We start from the raw sequence: 20180 nt of genomic DNA on the forward strand, positions 1-20180 counted from the left end.
GAATCCTTGGGATCAGAACCCTTCTCCTTCTCCTCCTTGTCGGTGTAACCGTCGTCGTCGTCATCCTCATCAGTGACATCCGGGGTGCCATCACCGTCGGTATCACGCTGAATAGTGATGACCTTCTCCTCCGGGCCGGCAACAGTCCCGTCGTCGGCGCCCTTGATAGTCACCGTGGTAGTGACATCACGGGTCTCCTCGTCCTTACCCCAGTCAGTCAGCTTCTCCGGGGTACCGGTGACCTCACCGGTGGCAGAATCAACAGTCAGACCCTCCGGCAGGCCGTTGACCTCGACCTTACCGTTCTCCGGAATATCCTTCGCGGTCTCGAACGGATCAATCTCCTGCCCCTCAACCCCAGTCACCTTGTCAGTAACAACAGACGGGGTCGTCTCGGATTCGTTGTCGTCACGGTCCTTCTCGTGACCGTTGACCGGAACCTCGACCTCGGTCTTACCGCCGTCAAGATCCGGATCCTCGATGATCACCGTGATCGGACCATCAACATCTTCACCCGGGGTGACAACGACATTACCGTCGTCGTCGATACGAACCGGCACGTCCTTGCCGTCCTCATCCTTGGCAGACACCTTCGTGTCCTCACCCGGATTCTTGACGTCAATACCGGTGTCCTGCTCCTCATCGGTCGGATCAACCGGGGTGACCTCACCCTCAACAGTCGTCTTTGCCTTGCTCGGCTCGAAAAGCACTGAAGTGTTGTCGGTCGTCTCGTCCGGATAGGTGACAACGACCGGGACATTGACCGAGTCCGCCGGCTGCTCCGCCAGAGTGACTACACCGGTATTCTCGTCGATCGTCGCCCCCTCTGGAGCGTTCTCACCGAGAGCGAACTTGGTGCCCTCAGGCATCTCGGTCGCTTCGCCTTCGCCTTCCGTGGGCTGCGTCTTGAAGCTCGGCTCACCAGACTTGACGTTCTTGGTGCCGGGCTCATGCGTGGACTTCTCGTAGCTCGGCTCAAAACGGTCGGCGTACGGATCAGCGTCCTCGACGATGAACGAGTCCGCGGCGATGTCCTTGCCCCCGGAAACCAGGACGGCCCTGAAGAACGATCCGTTCTTTGCATTAGCCGGGACCTGGAAGTTCTCACAGCCCTTGAGGTCCGCCGTGGAGGTGATGTCCTCACAGGTCTTTAGAACCTTGCCAGATCCGTCACGCCACTCAATCTTGTTCGTCAGATCCGGCAGACGCCCATTCAGCTTCAGCTTGGCGGTATCGCCCGGCTGTGCAGGGTGTTCCGTAGTGTCGAAATTCGTGATGTCGAGGTTCAGGATCTTGTGCGGGATTACTGCGAAGTCCACAGCATTCCAGCGCACACCTGAGAAAACCGGCTGGCTGGCAGCCCACTGAGTCAGCTTGGCAGGGCTCTGGAAAACGTTGTTCGCAAAGCTGGTGTAGGCCGGCATCGGATCGCCCGCGCGATCCTCAACCCACATGTAGATGTTGTCACGCAGCGAAGCAGTGTTGAAGTAGGTCTTATCCGGGAAGCGCAGTGCGTACTGTCCATTGGCGTCGGTCTTGCCCTTCACGGTAAGACGCACGTACTCAGGGTGCTCCGCGATGATGCGCTTGGTTTCAGCTGCCCATTCTTCCACCGGCTTCTGTTTCTTCATCCGGTCGAATGCTGCAGCGCCTTCTTCAGTCGGCACTGAAGCGTAGACCGTGTACTCGCGTGCATTGGGATCCCCCGAGTAAGTGGCACTCTTAAAGAGGTCCAATTCGCCAGTAGACTCCAACCAGACGCGACCGGTGATGGCATTCATCGACTCACTGGCTGCCATCGGAAAGCCCTTGGGGTCAGTCTTGACTTCCGCAGCCTTCATGTAGTCGCCTGGCAGTTCGTGCATCCACACGCCAGTCTCAAGTGTTGAACCCACTTTACCAGTCGCACCGAGCTTCGGGGTGGTCGACGTGAAGGCGCCGGGGAAGTAGCCGCCGGCGGAGCGGATCTGAACCAACGGGTTACCCGTGTCCGGGTGAGTCGTCGGCTCCGCCCAAACACGATACTTCTGGTCGGTAGCAGGACCGTAAGTGTGCTCCTTGCCGTTAGCATCTTTCCACTTCGGGAACTTGAAAACGTAAACACCGTCTCCCTTGCCCGTGAGATTGTGGGTCTGCGCCTGGTAGACAGGCGAAACTGCACCGTCACCGTCGACCCACTGTGCGTAGACCGTCATACCGTTCACGGCCGAGAAGTATTCTTCCGCCGCCCCCAAAAGAGCACCACCCTTGGGCGTCACATACTGAAGACGACCCTGCAGCGTGTGCTTGCCCGCATCGTAACGGATGGGATTAATCACCTGCTCCATACGGGTGATGGTCCCCGCCGCGATCGCATCAGCGTCGATCGGCGCTTCGGGCGAGACGTCGTCAGTGTCAACTTCCGCAGCAGCTTCAGCGTCAGCGTTCTCGCTTTCCTGCGCGACGGCAGCCGGCACGATACCGGCGCCCTGCGGGGCAACAACAGAGCCCGTGACGGCCAGAGCGGACGCCGCACCGGCGGCGACCAGGATACGGATCCGGCGCTTGAGGCTCAGACCCTCGACGGCGTTGCGCCGAGAGCCCCCCCCCGCCGGAAAATAATCTGTGAGCTGTTCAAGGAACTTGTTCCTTCCAAGACGTCCGGCACCTCATCGAGGGGCCGGTCCTACAAGACAGGGGCGACCGGACGCCAGCGGGATAGTTACGTGCAGCTGGGTAAATCTTGGACGCCGCCTGAACTCACCTTAGATGCTTTTTCAGGTTCCTCCGCGGCCCCCGGCTTGGGTAATGACCTCAAAATAGACCCCATGCCTCAATCTGCGCGTATGTATACACATAAGTCCAGAGCACAGGCCTATCAATTTGACCGTCTTATATGCATATTCGCACCGAAAGGTACAGGTCACACCCCTTTTCGCGATACAGAACCTCAACACCCCCTTGACAGGTTCCCCACAGATTGAAACCCATTCAGTAATATTCCTCACAGCCGGGAACCATTCTGAATTTCTCGGCTAATTCCCCCGATCCGTGGTCAACCTTTCGGATGGCCGAATCTACAACCCCCGGCCCCCGAGCCCCACCTAGGCCGCAGCCTGCGTGCCCTGCAGCTCGATGCGCGCGGCGGCCTCCATGAGCATCCAGCCCGAAAGCTGCACCGAAAGGTCCCGCTCGGCGATGCGCACCATGCCCGTGTGCTCGGCCAGCGAGTGCGGGCCCAGCCCGAAGTTGTGCGGCAGGCGGGCGTCGTCGGTCCAGTCCGTGGCGAAGACGGGCAGGCCGTCGACCTCGAGGCGGTGGTTCCAGACGCTGTCGGCGGAGTTGAACACCAGTCGGCGCGCGATCTTCTTCGTCGCCCGGTTCGCCGGGCTATCCGCCGGCAGGCGCACGGCCACGTCCGCGAGGTAGCGCGCCAGGATCCCCTTGAACAGCCCACCGTCGCCGTCGCCGGTGTCCCAGTCGATCACGCCCTGCGGCGTGGCCATCTCCAGGGCCAGCGCGTGCACCAGCGAGCGCACGAAGGTGATGTAGGGCATCGCGTCATCCACCCGGTCCGCGTCCGCCCAGCCGGAGATCGACTCGTCGGCGCTGAAGCCGGCGCGCTCGCGCAGCGCCAGGGCGATCTCGAGGCACGCACCCAGCATCACGCCCTGGCAGTAGGGGTGGATGTCGCGCACCAGCTCGGGGCCGTGCATACGCATCCTCAGGCCGTCCATGACCAGGCCGTCGTCGTTGATCAGGTTCTCCATGACCCAGTAGACCACGGCGATGGCCTGGTCGAGGCGCCCGGTGCGCGCCATCATGATCGCCGCCGGGCCGTTGGAGGGCACGTTGTAGAAGGTCTCCCCCACCCGCCAGGGCAGCACGCCGGTCAGCCCGTCGATGCCCGCCAGAATCGCCTGTTCGAGGTCCCGGGTCTGCTTCTTGGTGCCCCGCCCGGTGTGCTCGTTGATACGCCCCAGAGCCAGCGAGAGCCACGCGCGGTCGTCGTAGTAGCGGTTGCGGGTCAGCTTCCCGCCGTTGCGGATGCGGATGCCCCGCACCGTGTGGCGCACCCGCGCCCGGCGAGTCTTGGTGCCGCGGCGCTCGAAGGCGTCGATCAGGCAGTCCAGGTAGTGCGCCTGCCACCAGTAGTGCCAGCGCACGAACAGCGACTCCTTGGTCGTCGGCGGCCAGGCGGTGACGGCGAGGTTCGTGCGCGGCAGGCCCCACAGCTTCGACGCGTGGCGCTCGTTGATGGCGTTCTCCGCGAGGTCGGCGCGGTGCGCCCACTTCTCCGAGGCCGCGTGCTCTGTACCGGTGGTCTCCGCCACGTCTCCCGTCCTGTGCTTCCAGCTCGCCGCGCGCCCGCGCGGTCGTGGTTGTCGTCCCGTCACATATTAGCGCCCACAGTGGGTAGTGCTCACCACGCGGCGGAAAGATCCGCGTGCCGGCGCACCCAGGCGTGCATCGCGATGCCCGCGGCCACTCCGACGTTGATCGAGCGCGTCGAGCCGAACTGCGCGATCGAGCAGGTCATCTGCGCCGCCTTCTGAGCCGACTCGGTGACCCCGGGGCCCTCCTGACCGAAGAGCAGCAGGCAGCGCCGCGGCAGCTCGGCGGTCTCCAGGGGCACGCTGCCCGGGGTGTTGTCCACCGCGACCACCGTCAGGTCCTCCCCTGCGGCCCAGTCCATCAGGTCCGCGACCGTGTCGTGGTGCATCAGGTGCTGGTAGCGGTCGGTGACCATCGCCCCGCGCCGGTTCCAGCGGCGCCGGCCGACGATGTGGACGGTGTCGACGGCGAAGGCGTTGGCGGTGCGCACCACCGTGCCGATGTTGGCGTCGTTCTCGAAGTTCTCGATGGCCACGTGCAGCGGGTGGCGGCGGCGGTCGATGTCCGCCACGATCGCCTCGCGGCGCCAGTAGCGGTAGGCGTCGACGACGTTGCGCCGGTCGCCGACGGCCAGGAGCTCCGGGTCCAGGCGCGCGTCGTCGGGGACGGGCTCGCCGGGGTGTTCCTCGGCCCAGGGGCCGACACCGTGGCGACCCTCGTTCCACTCGGTGGGGCCGGGGGCTCTGTTACTCGAGTCCAAGGTCGGCCAGGCCCAGCAGGTGGCGGTACTCCAGGCCCGCGTCCGCGATGACCTTGTCCGCGCCCGTCTCCCGGTCGACGACCGTGGCCACGGCGACGACCTCGGCACCGGCCTCGCGCAGCGCCTTGACGGCCGTCAGCGGCGAGTTGCCGGTGGTGGTGGTGTCCTCGACGACCAGCACCTTGCGGCCGGCGACGTCGGGGCCCTCGATGCGGCGCTGCATGCCGTGCTTCTTGGCCTCCTTGCGCACCACGAAGGAGTCGATCGGCCGGCCCTCGGCGTGCAGGACGGCGGTGCCCACCGGGTCGGCGCCCAGGGTGAGGCCGCCGACGGCGTCGAAGTCCAGGTCAGAGGTCAGCTGGCGCAGCAGCTTGCCGATCAACGGGGCGGCCTCGTGGTGCAGCGTCGCCCGGCGCAGGTCGACGTAGTAGTCGGCCTCGCGGCCGGAGGAGAGGATGACCTTGCCGCGCACGACCGCGAGTTCGCGGACGAGTTCGGCCAGGCGGTCGAGATCGGAGGTGGCGACGTCGCTGATGCTCATAGCCAGAAAGTCTAGCGCCCCGCGTCGTCGCCCCGGGCCGTCTCCTCCCCCTCGGCGCCGCCCTCGGCGAGCGGGTCGTGGCCGAGCTCGGCGGTCAGGTCGTCGAAGATCGAGGACCCCATCGAGCCGCGGCGCACCACGCGGGTGCCCTGATGGTCATCGGTGGCCTCGCCGGTATGCCCGCCTTCGGCGATGGCGTCGACCTCGTCGCCGCCGAGCGCGCGCGGCTCGACGACGCCGTGGGCCTGGGCGCGCGCCCGGGAGGGCATCTCGAGCGGCTCCTCGGGGCGGGCCACCGGGTTCTCCGGGGCCTCCGGAGCGTGCTCGGGCTCGCGGGCGCCGGCCTCGGGCTCGTGCGGCGGCGGGGTGGTCCGGCTCGGGTCCAGCCCGTCGGTGTCCAGGGGAACGCCCGCGCCGCGCGGCGGCAGCACGCGCGCGGCGTCGGAGAGCAGGCACAGCGGGGCGAGGGCCGCCTCGGCCTCCTCGACGCGGGTGCCGCGGGCGAGCTCGGCGAGCGTCCAGCTCGACTCGCACCAGGCGGCGGTCACGGCCGAGGGCATGGCGGAAAGCGCCCGCCCGACGCGGGCGTCGAGGAAGCGGGCGGCCGCACCCTGGTCGGAGGCATGCACGGTGAAGCCGGCGGCCTCGGTGACGTCCACCAGGTCCGAGGACTCCTCGCCGACGGAGCCGGCGCGGCGCATGTCCACCACGACCGGGGAGGCCGCGCCGCGGCGCACCGCGAGCACCGGGCTGCGGCCGAGGTCCAGCAGATGGAACTCGTGCTCGGCGCCGACCTCGTCGGCGAAGGTGCCGCTGACGACGTCGCGGGCGGGTGCCCCGGCCGCGGCGGCCCCGCGGGACCACTCGTCGGTCAGGTACTCGTCGGCGCGCGCGAAGCTGAAGCCGTTCTCCTCGGCCCAGGCGCGGCGCTCGCGGCGCAGCGCGCCCGGCAGGTGCAGCCCGCCGCGGCGCTGCGGGGTGGGCTCCGGCTCGGGGGTGGGCTCGGGTTCGGGCTCAGCCTCGGGTCCGGGTTCCGGCTCGGCTGCGTTCACCGGCGCGGCGGCGGACGCTGCGGCCTCCGGGGTCTCGGGCTCCTCGACGACCTCGACGTCGAGCGGCTCCTCGTCCACCGGCTCAGGCGCAGGCTCCCGCTCGGGTTCGGTCTCAGCCTCGGGGGCCTGCCCGGCCTCCCGCTCGGCGTCAGGCGCCGGCTCGGGCGCCGGGGCCGCCGCGCCCGCCTCCGGGCGGGCGTCGGGCGCGCCCGTGGAACCACCGCGGCGTCGGGAATCGAGGCTCCACAACGCCAGGGCGGCAAGCAGCGCGAGGGCGGCGAGCAGGAAGAGCAGAGTCGGAATCACGCTCTAGAGCCTATCGTCACCGCGCCCGGCCACGCGGGCGGGCGGGGCCGGGGATCCGTCTAGAGGGAGCTCTCGATGGGCAGGTCGTGGTAGGACCACTGCGACCAGCCGCCGATGTAGTGCGCCGCGCCCGGCAGGCCCGCCAGCTCCATGCCGGCGAGCAGCTGCGCGGAGTGGTTGCCCGAACCGGAGTAGACGCAGGTGCGCTTCGCGTCCTCGGGGCCGGTGATGCCGACGGCGCCGAAGATCTCGCGCAGCTCGCCGGGGCTGCGGAAGGTGTTGTCCTCGTTGAGCAGGCTGCGCACCGGCACGTTGACCGCGCCCGGGATGTGCCCGGCGCGCACGTCGAGAAGCTCGCGGCGCCCGGCCCAGCGGTCGGCCTCGCGGGCGTCGATGAGCAGCCCGTCGAACTCGCGGACCTCCTCAAGGTTGAGCACCGGCATCTCGCCGACCTCCGGCTCGAAGCGCGAGGTGCCCGGCAGGGTGCCGGGGCCGGCGATGTGCATGCGGTCCTCGGAGAGCCACTTGGCCAGACCGCCGTCCAGGATGCGGACGTTGGTCAGGCCGGCCCAGCGCAGCGTCCACCAGGTGCGCGCGGCGAGCAGGCCGCGGCCCTCGTCGTAGACGACGACGTAGCTGTCCTCGTCGACGCCCCAGTTCTGGATCCAATCGCGCAGGCGCATCGGCTCCGGCAGCGGGTTGCGGCCGACGTGGAAGTCCGGCACGCTGCTGAGCGCGGCGGCCGGGTCGCAGTAGACGGAGGTGGGGATGTGCTCGGAGGCGAACCGGGTGAAGCCCGCGTCCTTGTGCGGGCCCCAGTAGGTGGCGATGAGGCTGACCGCCGCACCGCGGGCGAGGAGCTGGTTGAGCTGGGACGTCGAGACGAGGTTGGTCATAGGTCCGATCTTATGCAGACCGGACCGGGTGCGCAGTGTGACTTAGAACGGCAGCAGACCGCTGTTCATCAGCCACGCGCCGATCGGGATGAGTATCGAGATGACGCCGAAGATGATGCCGATGATCTTGCCGGCCTCGGTGTTCGAGCTGAGCGAGGAGAGGTCGGGGACGTTCGGGGTGTAGTTGCCGTCGCCCGGCTTGGTGGTGTCGCCCGGCTTGTCGCCGGGCTGCTCACCGGGCTGCTCGCCGGGCTTCGGGGTGCCACCCTGGTTGCGGAAGGTGAAGCCGCCGGGGTCCGGGGTGGCCGCCGAGAACTCCGTGGTGCCCTTGATGTCCAGCGGTGCCGTGCTCGAGGGGAACGAGCTGTGCTGGGTCGAGCCCCACTTGCCGATGAAGGCCGCGCCCACGTAGTCACTGGCGGGGTTGAGCACGTTGTGGAGGTGGCCGCCACCTGAGAAATCTCCCTTGGCAGCCCGCAGGCCACGCTCCTCACCGTAGGTCAGCGCCTTGAGGCAACCGGTCAGCGAGAAGTTCCCACAAAGGTTCTCGCCCCACGCGCCGTTGCCGTTGACCGTGGCGGACGAGGAGCTCGAGCCGTCCGGGCGCGTGTGCGAGAGCCCACGGGCGTCGTACTGCTCGAAGGCACGCTGGTAGGCGATGCGCTCCAGGTCACCGCTCCACTGCAGCCGGTTGACGTAGGCGGCCTTGTCCGGCTCGAGCTGCTGCAGGCCCGTGCCCTCGAAGGGCATGTTCCTGTCCCACATGTCCGCGCGGACCTTCTTCAGGTAGTTCAGCGCGGTCTCACGGTCAGCGGCGGTGTTGACGTTGACGGTGCGGGTGACGACGGTCCCGTTGCCCATCTCGACCCCGAGGGTCTGGGAGGGGGCGGCGAGAGCCTGGACGGGGGCGGCCAGCACGGCGAGCGCGGCGCCGGCGGCAATGATGATCTTCCTCATGCCCGGAATTTTATATTGTGGGCAGTTTATTTTCAGCATTCCTTAAAGATTTCGGGGAGTGCTCCGCACTGCGAGCGATCAGGGAAGACGGGGCCGGTGAGAGGCCGGAGAGCAAAGATCCGGCAGCAAAAAGGGCCGCAGTTCGGCGTGAACTGCGGCCTTTTTTGTGCTTACCGCCTCAGCGGAGTGCCGCTCAGCGGGCCGCCTCGATGGTCAGGTTCTCGCCGCCGTCGGCGACGTCCACCTCGACGGTGTCGCCGTCGACGATGTTCCCGGCGAGCAGCTCCTTGGCCAGCCGGTCGCCGATCGCCTGCTGGATCAGGCGGCGCAGCGGCCGGGCACCGTAGGCCGGGTCGTAGCCGCGGTCGCCGAGCCAGCTCTTCGCGGCGTCGGAGACGTGCAGGCTCAGGCGGCGCTGCGAGAGCCGCTCGGCCAGGCGCGCGACCTGGATCTCGACGATGTGGGTCAGCTGCTCGTGGCTGAGGGAGTCGAAGATGACCACATCGTCGAGGCGGTTGATGAACTCCGGCTTGAAGGCCTTCTTCACCGCCGCCATGATCTCCTCGCGCGAGCCACCGGCGCCCAGGTTCGAGGTCAGGATCAGGATCGTGTTGCGGAAGTCCACGGTCCGGCCCTGCCCGTCGGTCAGCCGACCGTCGTCGAGCACCTGCAGCAGGATGTCGAAGACGTCCGGGTGGGCCTTCTCCACCTCGTCGAAGAGCACGACGGTGTACGGGCGCCGCCGCACGGCCTCGGTCAGCTGGCCGCCGGCGTCGTAGCCGACGTATCCGGGGGGAGCGCCGACCAGGCGCGCGACCGAGTGCTTCTCGCCGTACTCGGACATGTCGATGCGCACCATCGCGCGCTCGTCGTCGAAGAGGAACTCGGCCAGCGCCTTGGCCAGCTCGGTCTTGCCCACGCCGGTCGGCCCCAGGAAGAGGAAGGAGCCGGTCGGCCGGTTCGGGTCGGCCACCCCGGCGCGCGCCCTGCGGGTCGCGTCCGAGACCGCCGTGACGGCGTCGAACTGCCCGACGACGCGCTTGCCCAGCTCGTCCTCCATGTGCAGCAGCTTCTCGGTCTCTCCCTGGAGCATCTTGCCGGCGGGGATGCCGGTCCACGCGGAGACGACCTCGGCGATGGTGTCCGGGGTGACCTCCTCGGTGAGCATGGCGCCCGCACCGCGGGTCTCCGCCGCACCCTCGGCCTCGGCGAGCTCCTTCTCCAGCTCCGGGATGCGCCCGTAGCGCAGCTCGGAGACGCGGGCGTAGTCGCCGTCGCGCTCGGCGATCTCGGACTCGTTGCGCAGGTGCTCGAGCTCCTCCTTGGCCTTCTGGACCTTCTCGATCGCGCCCTTCTCGTTGGCCCACCGGGCCTTGAGCTCGGCGAGCTTCTCGCGCTCGTCGGCCAGGTCCGCGCGCAGCTGGGTCAGGCGCTCGGCGCTGGCGGCGTCGGACTCCTTCTCCAGGGCGATCTCCTCGATCTCGAGGCGGCGCACGATGCGCTCGGCCTCGTCGATCTCCTGCGGGGAGGAGTCGATCTCCATGCGCAGCCGGCTGCCCGCCTCGTCGACGAGGTCGATGGCCTTGTCCGGCAGGAAGCGGCTGGTGATGTAGCGGTCCGAGAGCTGCGCGGCGGCGACCAGGGCGGAATCCTGGATGCGCACGCCGTGGTGCACCTCGTAGCGCTCCTTGAGTCCACGCAGGATGCCGACGGTGTCCTCCACCGAGGGCTCGCCGACGTAGACCTGCTGGAAGCGGCGCTCGAGCGCGGCGTCCTTCTCGATGTACTTGCGGTACTCGTCGAGCGTGGTCGCGCCGACCAGGCGCAGCTCGCCGCGGGCGAGCATCGGCTTGATCATGTTGCCGGCGTCCATGGAGCCCTCGCCGGTGGCACCCGCGCCGACGATGGTGTGCAGCTCGTCGATGAAGGTGACGATCTCACCGTTCGAGTTCTTGATCTCCTCAAGGACGGCCTTGAGGCGCTCCTCGAACTCGCCGCGGTACTTCGCGCCGGCGACCATGGAACCCAGGTCGAGCGAGATCAGCGTCTTGCCCTTGAGCGACTCGGGCACGTCGCCGGCGACGATGCGCCGGGCCAGGCCCTCGACGATGGCGGTCTTGCCCACGCCGGGCTCGCCGATGAGCACCGGGTTGTTCTTCGTGCGCCGGGAGAGGACCTGGACCACACGCCGGATCTCGGAGTCACGGCCGATGACCGGGTCGATCTTGCCCTCGCGGGCCCGGGCGGTCAGGTCGGTGGAGTACTTCTCCAGCGCCTGGAACTGCCCCTCGGGGTCCTGGTTGGTCACCTTGTGGGAGCCGCGCACCGTCGGGAACGCGCCGGTGATCGCCTCGTAAGTCGCGCCGCGGCCCTTGAGCAGGTCGGCGGCGTCGGAGTCGCCGCGGGCGATGCCCGCGAGCAGCACCTCGGTGGAGACGTACTCGTCGCCGAGCTCGCCGGCCAGCTCCTGCGCCGCGGTCAGCGCGTTGAGCGCCTCGCGGTTGAAGTTGGGGTTGGCCATGTTCTGCCCGGAGGCGGAGGGGTAACCCTCGACGAGCTTCTTGGCCTCGTCGAGCACGGACTGCGGGTCCACGCCCGCAGCCTTGAGCACGGGCGCGGCCACGCCCTCCTCCTGCTCGAGGACGGCGACCAGCAGGTGCGCCGGACGGATGTCGGGGTTGCCGTTCTGGGAGGCCGACTGCAGGGCCGCCTGCAGCGCCTCCGAAGTCTTCGTGGTGGGGTTAAAGGAGCTCATAAGTGTGTGTGCCTTTCATTGACGACGCCGCGCCGGTCACCCCGGCGCGCGCCGCACGGTTTATTGTTCACCCTCCACAACGCCGCAGAGGTTGAGTCCATTCCACTCAAGACAAAATTCTTTGAGTCGTTGTCGCTCAACTTTAGCGATCGAGACTCAAGCGCGCCACGTGCCGGCAACGCACATCCCGACCCCACGCCGCGCATTGGCGCCATCTCCGCAAATCGCGCACGATTCCGGCGGTTGACCGATTCGTGTGAGATTAAGACCCCCGAGAATCTCACACGGTCACGCCATTTCCGCAGTTCGTGTGAGATTAGCCCCCCACCTAATCTCTCAAAGTTTCGCCCGATCGCACACCCTTGAGAGTTTTCGCCCTCAGGCGTCACGTCTCAGACGCCGCGTCTCGGTTTATTTATCACAGCTGTGATACTTTCGGCCCCATGCCGAAAATTGTCGACCCCGCCCGCCGCCGGGCCCGCATCCTCGACGCTGCCTTCCGCGTCGTGGCCGAGGAGGGCGCCACGGCCCTGTCCTTCCGCACCGTCGCCCGCGTCTCCGGGCTCAACGTGGGCAGCGTGCGCAACACCTACGCCACCGCTCGCCAGCTGCTCGCCGACGCCGCCGAGGAGGCCGGCGAGCGCATGGGCCGCCGGCTGGCCGGCCACGACCTCTCCGGGCGCCCCGGCAGCCACGACATCGACTCCGCGCTCGCCGTCCTCGCCGAGCTGCTCCCGCTGGACGCCGAGCGCCGCGCGGAGAACACCGTGCTCATCGAGTTCATGGCCGCCGCCCGCACCCACGAGGTCTACCGCGCGACCACCGAGCGGATGTCCCGGGACATGCGTGCCGTGGTCGCCGCCGTGCTCACGGCCCTGGGCGCAGACCCCGCGCACGCCGAACCCGTCACCGCGCTGATGGTCGGGCTGACCTTCGAGGCCGTCACCGGCCACGGCGGACTCACCGCCGACGAGATGCTCCGGCTGGTGCGCGCCGCCCTTACCACGGGGGTCGACGGATGAGGAAGCGACCGCCACCCCCGTGGCTGGCGGTGATGCTGCTGACCGCGCTCGTGCTCTACACGGACGACTACGTCATCGCCGGCATCCTGCCCGACATCTCCGCCGACCTGAACGTCTCCGAGGAGGCCGCCGGCCAGCTGGTCACGGCGTTCTCCCTGACCGTCGCGCTCAGCGCCCCGTCGGCGGCGGTCCTGCTCGCCGGGGTGCGCCGCAGCCGGCTCTTCACCGTCGTCCTGGGTGCCTTCGCCGCCGTCAACGTCGCCGCCGCCTGCGCCCCGCACTTCGCGGTGCTGCTCGCGCTACGCGTGCTCGCCGCCCTTTGCACCGGTGCAGTGACCCCGGCGGTGTTCTCCTGGACGGCCGCCCAGGCCCCGCCGGCGAAGGTGGGACGCTACGTCGCGGTGGTCGCCATGGGTGTGACCGGCGCGATCGCGCTCGGCGTGCCCGTGGGCATCACCGTCGCGCACGCGGCCGGCTGGCGGGCCAACTTCCTCGTGCTCGGGGCGGCCGCCGTGGTTTGTCTGCTCGCGGTGCGCGCGGCGATGCCCTCCGACCCCCGCGGCGAGCCTGCAGCCTCGCCGCTCGCCCAGCTGCGGGCCGTGGCCTCCCGACCGGTGGCCACCGCGCTCGTCGGCAACCTGGTGGCGATCAGCGGGTCGATGATGGCGCTGACCTACCTCGCGCCCTACCTCGCTTCCGTCCACCCCGGCCAAGATCTGCGCGCGGTAGCCTTCGCCGCTTCCGGGGCGGCGGGTGTCGCCGGGGTCCTCCTCGGCGGGGTACTCGCCGACCGGCTCGGGCCGCGGTGCACCCTCCTGCTCGGCGCCGGGATCCTCACAGGCGGGCTCGCGGGCGCCGGGCTGCTCGCCGTGGACCCGCCCGCCCCGGCCTCGGTACTCATCGCCGTCGTCGCCGCGCAGGCCTTCGGCGCCTTCGTCCTCTCCCCGTCCCTGACCTCCTGGTACTTCACCGTCGGCGGCGACGGCGCGGAGAGCGCGGTCGCGCTCAACACCTCCGGCACCTACCTCGGCGTCGCCGTCGCCGGCGCACTCGGCGGGTGGGTGCTGGCCACCGGTGGGCCCGGGGTCGTGCCGCTGGCCGCCACCGGCTGCGCTCTCGCCGCTCTAGCCGCCTTCGCCGCCGCGAGGTGGCGCACCTCCCCCTGATTTCCCCGGCGCGACCGACACAGACCTGCGAGACTGTTGCCATGGCAAAACTCCTGCGCCGCCTCCGCTCCGCCACCGCCCTGGTCCCCTTCCTGCCCGCCGACCTGCCACCCGTGCGCCCCGGGGAGACCGCCCTGGTCACCGGCGCGACCAGCGGCATCGGCAAGGCCGTCGCCGAGGCCTTACGCGACGCCGGCTTCCGCGTGCTGGGCACCTCGCGCGCCCCGCACAAGGCGAACGCGCCCGAGGGCGTCGAGCTGCTCCCCCTCGACCTGGCCGACCCCGCCTCCATCGCCCTGCTGCCCGGCGAGCTGCGCAACCGCGGGCTCTCCGGCAGCGCGAACGGCGGGGTGACCGTGCTGGTCAACAACGCCGGCGAGTCCCAGAACGGACCCGTCGAGGAGCTGCCCCGCTCCGCGCTCGAGCGGATCTTCCAGATCAACACCATCGGCCAGATCGAGGTCACCCAGAAGGTGCTGCCCGGCATGCGCAATTCCCGGCGCGGCCGGATCGTCTTCATCGGCTCGATGCTCGGCAGCTTCCCGCTGGCCTACCGGGGAAGCTACGGCGCCTCCAAGGCCGCCGTGCGCCAGTTCGCCTTCGCCGCCCGCCGCGAGCTGCGCGGCTTCGGCGTCGGCGTCTCCGTGGTCGAGCCCGGCGCGATCGCCACCGGGCTCTCGGCCCGGCGCACCGTCTACGTCGACCCCGCCGGCCCCTACGCCGACGAGTTCTCCACCATGTTGCGCCGGCTCAACCGCAACGAGTCGCGCGGCATCCCCGCCCACCGCGTCGCCGCCGAGGTGATGAAGCCGGTCACGGCCGCCCGCCCCGCGGCCCTCTACGCGGTCGGCTCGCAGGCCCCGCTGGCCTTCGCCGCCGCCCGCCTGCTGCCCCGCGACGCGATGGCCGGCATCCTCGCGCGCCGCCACGGCCTGGACTGACCCGGCCTGCGCTGACCCCGCCTAACCTGGGTGCCATGTCCATCCGTGTCACCCCGGCCGAACTGCCCGCGAAGCTCGACGAGTACGGCCCCGGCATCCTCGTGCCCACCCCCGAGCGCGACTTCCCGCGCGTCCACGAGGTGCTCGTGCGCCCCGCCGGCGAGGGCGTGCTCGAGATCCCCGGCTCCATGGCCGGCCCCGCGCTGCGCCGCCTGCCCGAGAACGACCACATGACGCTGATCTTCCAGCCGCGCGACCCGCACGGCTGGGTGCTGCTCGTCGACGCCCGCGGCGCGGCCGTGGCCGCGCCCGCCGCCGACGGTGACTGGTTCTGCGACGGCGATCGGGTGGACGTCGGCAAGCAGGAGACGCTGCTGCGCCTCACTGTCGCCTCCGCGATGCTGCACCGTGCCGGCGAGCTGAAGCCGGGCAACTAGGCGGCCGGCTCCTCGGTGATCGTGGTGACCTTCGCGGCACCCGCGCCCTCCTCGGGGCGGCGGATGAACGCGGCGAAGACGACGGCGACGGCCAGCAGCACCGCGTTGACCAGGAACGCCCAGCCGGCACCGGCGCCCACGGCGGCCGGGTCGCCGCCGCGGGACTCGGCGACGACCTCGTAGACGGCGATGGAGACCGCCGTGCCGGCCGCGCCCGCCAACTGCATGACGGTGTTGAAGATCGCCGAGCCGTGGCTGTAGATCTCGCTGGGCAGCGAGGACAGCGCGGTGGTGATCAGCGGGGTCAGCGTCATGGCCATGGAGACCGCGAAGAGCGCGTAGATGGCCAGGATCAGCCCGTAGGGGGTCTCGTGGTCGACGGTGGACAGCCAGAAGAGCGCCACCGCGCCGACGGCCACGCCGGGCCCGATCAGGGGGCGCGGGCCGAAGCGGTCGAACATCACACCCGAGACCGGCGAGAGCACCGTCTCGACCAGGCCGCCGGGAAGCGTGGCCAGGCCGGCCAGCAGCGCCGTGGTCAGCAGGGCCCCCTGCAGGTAGAGCGGCAGCAGGTTGGCCACGCCCAGCATGGCGGCCTGGAAGAAGAGCAGGACCACCGCGCAGAGCACGAAGTTGCGCACGGTCAGCGGGCGCAGGCTCAACAGCGCCCGCTCCCCCATGGCCAGCTGGCGCCAGACGAAGAGCGCCAGGCCGATCACGCCGACCACGGCCATGGCGACGGCGATCGGGGCGGCGTCGGTGCCGCGCACGATCGCGCCGATAGAGCTGAGCGCGTAGACCAGCCCGCCGAAGGCGAAGGCGGAGAGCACCACCGAGACCGCGTCGAGCGGGGCGATGCGGGTCTCGCCGACGTTGGTCATCCGCCAGGCGGCGAAGAGCCCGGCGACGACCACGAGGCAGGTCATGATCCAGAAGGTCGTGTGCCAGGTGGAGACGGACATCACGGCACCGGCGAAGGTCGGCCCGAGTGCGGGGCCGACGGCCATGACCACGGAGATCGCGCCCATTACGGTGCCGCGCCGGGCCGGCGGCACGATGGTCATGACCACGGTCATCTGCAGCGGCAGCACCATCGCGGTGCCCACGGCCTGCAGGATGCGCCCGCCGAGCAGCACGCCGAAGCCGGGAGCGAGCGCGCAGGCCACCGAGCCGAGCAGGAAGAACACGGCCGCCGAGAGGTAAACGGTGCGCGTGGTGAAGCGGTCCAGGATCCAGCCGGTGGTCGGCATCATCACGGCCATCGTCAGCATCACGGCCGTGAGCAGCCACTGGGCGGTGGCGGCGGCGACCTCGAAGTCCGCCATGATCACGGGCAGGGCGACCGAGAGGGCCGTCTCGTTGAGCAGCATCACGAACGAGGTGGCCACCAGGGTCGCGATGACGGTCACCGCGGTGGCGTCGAGCTTCTCGGACTCGGGGGCGGGTGTCTGGCTCATACGCGCTCCTTCAAAACAACGAAAAAGGCCTCCGCGCATTCGTCCGGTTGCGCGGGGCCTTCAATGAAATTGTGGTTGGTGCAGGTCAAGCGAAGGGCAGTCTATCCACGCATCACCCGACCCGCAACGGTCAGCCGATTATTTTCCGTCTGGCCTCGTCCTGGGTGTGCCCGGGCAGCCAGCGGAAGACGAACGGCGTGGCCAGCACCACCACGGCTATCACCGTGGAGACGATGCCGAGGCCCATGGTCCAGCCGGCCACGGCGGCGATCGGGGCGACGATGGTCATGCCGATCTCGAAGGGGACGAAGCCGATGTAGGCCACGCCGTACTCGTTGAGGGTGCCGGACTTCATCTTCGGGTCGACGATCTTGAGCAGCGCGATACCGGTGGCCACGGCGGCGGTGGCCCAGCCCCATTCGAAGAGGCCGCGCTCGAGCCAGTTCTTGCCGAAGTAGATCGGCGAGGCGATGAAGAAGAACAGCGTGCACCACACGGTGCCCAGCACGAAGAGGATGACCAGCGGGACCAGGTAGTCGGCGATGGCCGAGGGGATGATCGAGGCGATGCCGAAGGCGATCAGGTAGTCGGTGGCGCCGCCCGAGACGGAGTTGACCGTGTCGCGGTCGAGGTAGTCGCGCGCGCCGACCATGTTCATCAGCAGCTTGACCACGATGCCGACGACGAAGGACATGGCGAACAGCGGGATGGAGACCGCCGGGAAGAAGTCCTTGATCAGGTCGTTGACAGAGTAGGCGATCATGATCACCAGGGCGATGACACCGACGTGCAGGGTGACGGCCTCAATCGAGGAGGGGTTGGTGGTCGCCTTGCCGATCGAGGGGCGCGCCTCCTGCTCGGAGATGTAGCCGGAGCGCATCTCCTTGGGCAGCACGCCGGGCACGGTCGAGGCGCGCCCGGTGCGGATGCCCCAGTTGGCGAAGATGACGCCGCCGACGATGGCCGCCAGCGTGCCCACGGTCGCCGAGGTGAAGCCCAGCGAGCTGGCCACGCCGTCGGCACCCGCGGCATCCAGGGAGGAGCCGACGGCCGCGGCGGTGCCGAAGCCGCCGATGAAGCCGGTCGGCAGCATCATGCCGAACCAGTCCTCGGTTCCCCAGACCGGCTTGAACAGGAAGATGCCCAGCAGGATGAACAGGCCCCACTGGATCATGAACATGCCGGTCGAGTAGGACCACATGGTCTTCGCGCCCGAGCGCACGGAGCGGTCGAAGACCATGGAGAAGGGCATGGAGGCGAAGACGGCGGCGATCAGGATCGTCGTGTAGTCGCCCATGTTCTCGGAGAACCCGATCCAGCCCAGCGCGCCCGGCCCGAGCAGCAGGCCCAGCAGGCCGCCGATGATCGGACTGGGCAGCAGCAGCTGCTGGAACCAGGGGACGGTGCGCCGCAGCACGTTGCCGATAACCATGAGGATGGAGATCCATCCAACGTCGATCAGCAGGGAAAAGGGGGTGTATTCCACTTCTGCTCCTCGTGAAGATCCGTCAGGGTCCGGGACCGTCCGGAGACTGTCCGATTCGCGGACGGCGCACCATCCTTCGGGAGTGCACCAGACAACTACTTTAGTTCCCGGCGTCGGGCGCCACACCACCAGCTCGGTCACACCACGCTCCCGATAGGCTCGGTGACATGTACACATCCGTCGACGTCGTCGTCATCGGCGCCCCGTGCGCGTCGAGTCGGTGCGCGCGATTGACGACGTCCTGGTGGTCACCGCCGCGGGCGGCGCCCGTTGGCGCGCCGCGGCCGGTGGTCGAGAACACCGGCATCCCCTCCTGACCGGAGTACCTCGAGGGCGTGGCGGCCGGCACGCTCGTCTCGCGCGGGCCGCTGGCCCCCGCCATGGCGCACGATGTCGTCTTCGGCGAGTCGCGCGACGTCGCCAAGCAACAACTCGTGGTGCCGGACAGTCGGGCGCCGCAGCCCCGGCCCGCGCACGCCGACGTCATCTTCTTCAACACGGGCTTTAGGCCCGCGCTCGGACATCTGGCGCCGCTGCGGCCGCGCAAGCCGGGCGGCGGGATCCGGATGCGCGACGAGGTCGCCCCCGAGCGCGAGCCACGGGTGCCGCTCGCGGGCTACGGCTCGACCGCGTCGACGGTGGGTGCGACGCGTGCGGGACGGGATAAGGGGCGTGCGGCCGCGAAGTTGTTGACACGTCATCCATAGTGGCCGCATGAAATACTTCGGATGCCTCTCTTCGGACACCACGCCATCGGGCACCAGAGCGGCCCCGACGCCGGCGAGAGCCTCACCCAGGCCGTCGAGCTGGCCCGGCGCGCCGACGCGATCGGCGTCAACGGCGCCTACTTCCGCGTCCACCACTTCGCCCCGCAGCACTCCTCGCCGATGAGCCTGCTCGGCGCGGTGGCCGGCGCGACGGAGAACCTCGAGGTCGGCACCGGCGTGATCGACATGCGCTACGAGAACCCGCTGCACCTGGCCGAGGAGGCCGCCACCCTCGACCTCGTCTCCCGCGGGCGGGTCGCTCTCGGCGTCTCGCGCGGCTCACCCGAGCCGGCGCGCCGCGGCTGGGAGGCCTTCGGCTACACCGCCGAGGCCCCCGACGGGCGCGACATGGCCCGGCAGAGGTTCCTGCGCCTGCTCGCCGCCGCCGACGGCGAGGCCATGGCCGTCTCCGACACCCTGGAGAACCAGTACCCGCAGATGTACCACCCGGGCGTGGGGCTGCCGGTCTTCCCGCAGTCGCCGACGCTGCGCCGCCGCATCTGGTGGGGTACCGGCTCGCACGCCACCGCCGAGCAGGCCGCCCACGACGGGGTGAACCTGATGAGCTCCACCCTGGTCAGCGAGGCCGACGGCTCCTTGCTCGGCGACCTGCAGACCGAGCAGATCGAGCGCTACCGCACCGCGTGGAAGGCCGCGGGCCACCCCTGGACCCCGCGCGTGTCCGTTTCCCGCTCCGTCTTTCCCATCGTGACGGGGCGCGACCGCGAGCTCTTCGGCACGCTGGCCTCCGGCGACCAGGTCGGCTCGCTCGGCGAGGGCGTGCCCGTCACCTTCGGCGGCACCTACGCCGCCGAGCCGGACAAGTTGATCGAGCAGCTGCGCGCCGACTCCGCCGTGATGAGCGCGGACACCCTCATGCTCACCATCCCCAACCCGATGGGCGTGGAGGTCAACGCCTCGATCCTGGAGAACTTCGCCCGCCACGTCGCCGGCGAGCTCGGCTGGCGGCCGGGCACCCCGGCCACCGACATGACAGGGCTGGAGTGACCCTAAGATTGGGCCCATGCCCGCCAGCTTCGCCGACCTCGCCCGCCTGATCCGCGGCCACGCCGACATCTTCGCCGACGCCGTGCGCGGGCGCCTGGCCGAGGACCTCGGCCAGGCCGCGGCCGCGCCCTCCCTGCGCGCCGCCGAGCCCACCGTCGCCCACGCGGCCGCCTGGGTCCTCGAGCACAACCCGGAGCCACGCTCCGGGCACCTGCCCGTCCTCTCCGACGAGGTCGCCGCGCGCCTCGCCGCCGTGGCGCGCGCCGAGCGCCGCCACGGCCTGCCCGCCGCCCGCTACGCCGCCCAGGCCACCGC

16 protein-coding genes and 1 pseudogene are annotated in these 20180 nt (G+C 69.5%); 7 read left to right on the forward strand and 10 right to left on the reverse strand.

All coding sequences use genetic code 11. The features are described from left to right. The 8 genes from QQA02_RS06025 to clpB form a co-directional block, all read right to left on the reverse strand. A partial coding sequence (locus QQA02_RS06025) for a YPDG domain-containing protein (protein ID WP_284863632.1) occupies window positions 1-2456 on the reverse strand: 2456 nt, incomplete at its 3' end. Between the two features lie 627 nt (window positions 2457-3083). Further along, window positions 3084-4313 carry a glycoside hydrolase family 76 protein gene (locus QQA02_RS06030; RefSeq protein ID WP_284773722.1) on the reverse strand — a complete coding sequence of 410 codons (1230 nt, stop codon included), beginning with the start codon at window positions 4311-4313 and terminating at the stop codon, window positions 3084-3086. Window positions 4314-4402: 89 nt separating this feature from the next. Then, window positions 4403-5074, reverse strand: coding sequence for a TrmH family RNA methyltransferase (locus tag QQA02_RS06035; protein WP_284773721.1), 672 nt, complete (start codon window positions 5072-5074; stop codon window positions 4403-4405). Continuing rightward, window positions 5061-5615: an orotate phosphoribosyltransferase gene (pyrE, locus tag QQA02_RS06040; protein ID WP_284863634.1), complete on the reverse strand. Its 555-nt coding sequence runs from the start codon at window positions 5613-5615 to the stop codon at window positions 5061-5063. The genes QQA02_RS06035 and pyrE overlap by 14 nt, the downstream gene beginning before the upstream one ends. Before the next feature lie 11 nt (window positions 5616-5626). Next, window positions 5627-6973: a TtfA family protein gene (locus tag QQA02_RS06045; protein ID WP_284863636.1), complete on the reverse strand. Its 1347-nt coding sequence runs from the start codon at window positions 6971-6973 to the stop codon at window positions 5627-5629. A 59-nt stretch (window positions 6974-7032) separates the two neighbouring features. Then, window positions 7033-7869, reverse strand: a complete 837-nt coding sequence (locus tag QQA02_RS06050; protein WP_284863637.1) for a sulfurtransferase — start codon at window positions 7867-7869, stop codon at window positions 7033-7035. A 42-nt stretch (window positions 7870-7911) separates the two neighbouring features. Further along, window positions 7912-8826 (reverse strand): CAP domain-containing protein, encoded by a 915-nt coding sequence (locus QQA02_RS06055; RefSeq protein WP_284773717.1) that lies wholly within the window; start codon window positions 8824-8826, stop codon window positions 7912-7914. Window positions 8827-9019: 193 nt separating this feature from the next. After that, window positions 9020-11581 (reverse strand): ATP-dependent chaperone ClpB, encoded by a 2562-nt coding sequence (gene clpB / locus QQA02_RS06060; protein ID WP_284863639.1) that lies wholly within the window; start codon window positions 11579-11581, stop codon window positions 9020-9022. Between the two features lie 443 nt (window positions 11582-12024). Here clpB and QQA02_RS06065 point away from each other — a divergent pair, with 443 nt between their 5' ends. Genes QQA02_RS06065 through QQA02_RS06080 form a run of 4 tightly spaced genes read left to right on the forward strand, consistent with a single transcriptional unit; the run spans window position 12025 to window position 15147 of the window. Further along, window positions 12025-12603: a TetR/AcrR family transcriptional regulator gene (locus QQA02_RS06065; protein ID WP_284863641.1), complete on the forward strand. Its 579-nt coding sequence runs from the start codon at window positions 12025-12027 to the stop codon at window positions 12601-12603. A 32-nt stretch (window positions 12604-12635) separates the two neighbouring features. Further along, window positions 12636-13769 carry an MFS transporter gene (locus QQA02_RS06070; protein ID WP_284863643.1) on the forward strand — a complete coding sequence of 378 codons (1134 nt, stop codon included), beginning with the start codon at window positions 12636-12638 and terminating at the stop codon, window positions 13767-13769. Window positions 13770-13810: 41 nt separating this feature from the next. Continuing rightward, on the forward strand, window positions 13811-14710 hold the full coding sequence (locus QQA02_RS06075) for an SDR family oxidoreductase (protein WP_284863645.1): 900 nt from the start codon (window positions 13811-13813) through the stop codon (window positions 14708-14710). A gap of 35 nt (window positions 14711-14745) precedes the next feature. Continuing rightward, the gene (locus QQA02_RS06080; RefSeq protein ID WP_284773714.1) at window positions 14746-15147 is read left to right on the forward strand and encodes a hypothetical protein; all 402 of its coding nucleotides are present in this window, start codon (window positions 14746-14748) and stop codon (window positions 15145-15147) included. On the opposite strand, the gene QQA02_RS06085 is transcribed toward QQA02_RS06080, so the two are convergent. Together QQA02_RS06085 and QQA02_RS06090 are read right to left on the reverse strand one after the other, a co-directional pair. Then, window positions 15144-16604 (reverse strand): DHA2 family efflux MFS transporter permease subunit, encoded by a 1461-nt coding sequence (locus QQA02_RS06085; RefSeq protein WP_284863647.1) that lies wholly within the window; start codon window positions 16602-16604, stop codon window positions 15144-15146. The genes QQA02_RS06080 and QQA02_RS06085 overlap by 4 nt on opposite strands. A 130-nt stretch (window positions 16605-16734) precedes the next feature. Then, window positions 16735-18090 carry a sodium/glutamate symporter gene (locus tag QQA02_RS06090; RefSeq protein WP_284773712.1) on the reverse strand — a complete coding sequence of 452 codons (1356 nt, stop codon included), beginning with the start codon at window positions 18088-18090 and terminating at the stop codon, window positions 16735-16737. Window positions 18091-18425: 335 nt separating this feature from the next. On the opposite strand from QQA02_RS06090, the gene QQA02_RS06095 reads away from it, so the two are divergent. The 3 genes and pseudogenes from QQA02_RS06095 to QQA02_RS06105 form a co-directional block, all read left to right on the forward strand. Then, window positions 18426-18797, forward strand: a complete 372-nt coding sequence (locus QQA02_RS06095; RefSeq protein ID WP_284773711.1) for a hypothetical protein — start codon at window positions 18426-18428, stop codon at window positions 18795-18797. Between the two features lie 7 nt (window positions 18798-18804). After that, window positions 18805-19865 (forward strand): annotated as a pseudogene (locus tag QQA02_RS06100) (LLM class flavin-dependent oxidoreductase). Between the two features lie 16 nt (window positions 19866-19881). Then, a partial coding sequence (locus QQA02_RS06105; protein WP_284863650.1) for a hypothetical protein occupies window positions 19882-20180 on the forward strand: 299 nt, incomplete at its 3' end.

It is taken from the genome of Corynebacterium sp. MSK006, from assembly GCF_030232385.1.
GTDB lineage: Bacteria > Actinomycetota > Actinomycetes > Mycobacteriales > Mycobacteriaceae > Corynebacterium > Corynebacterium frankenforstense_A.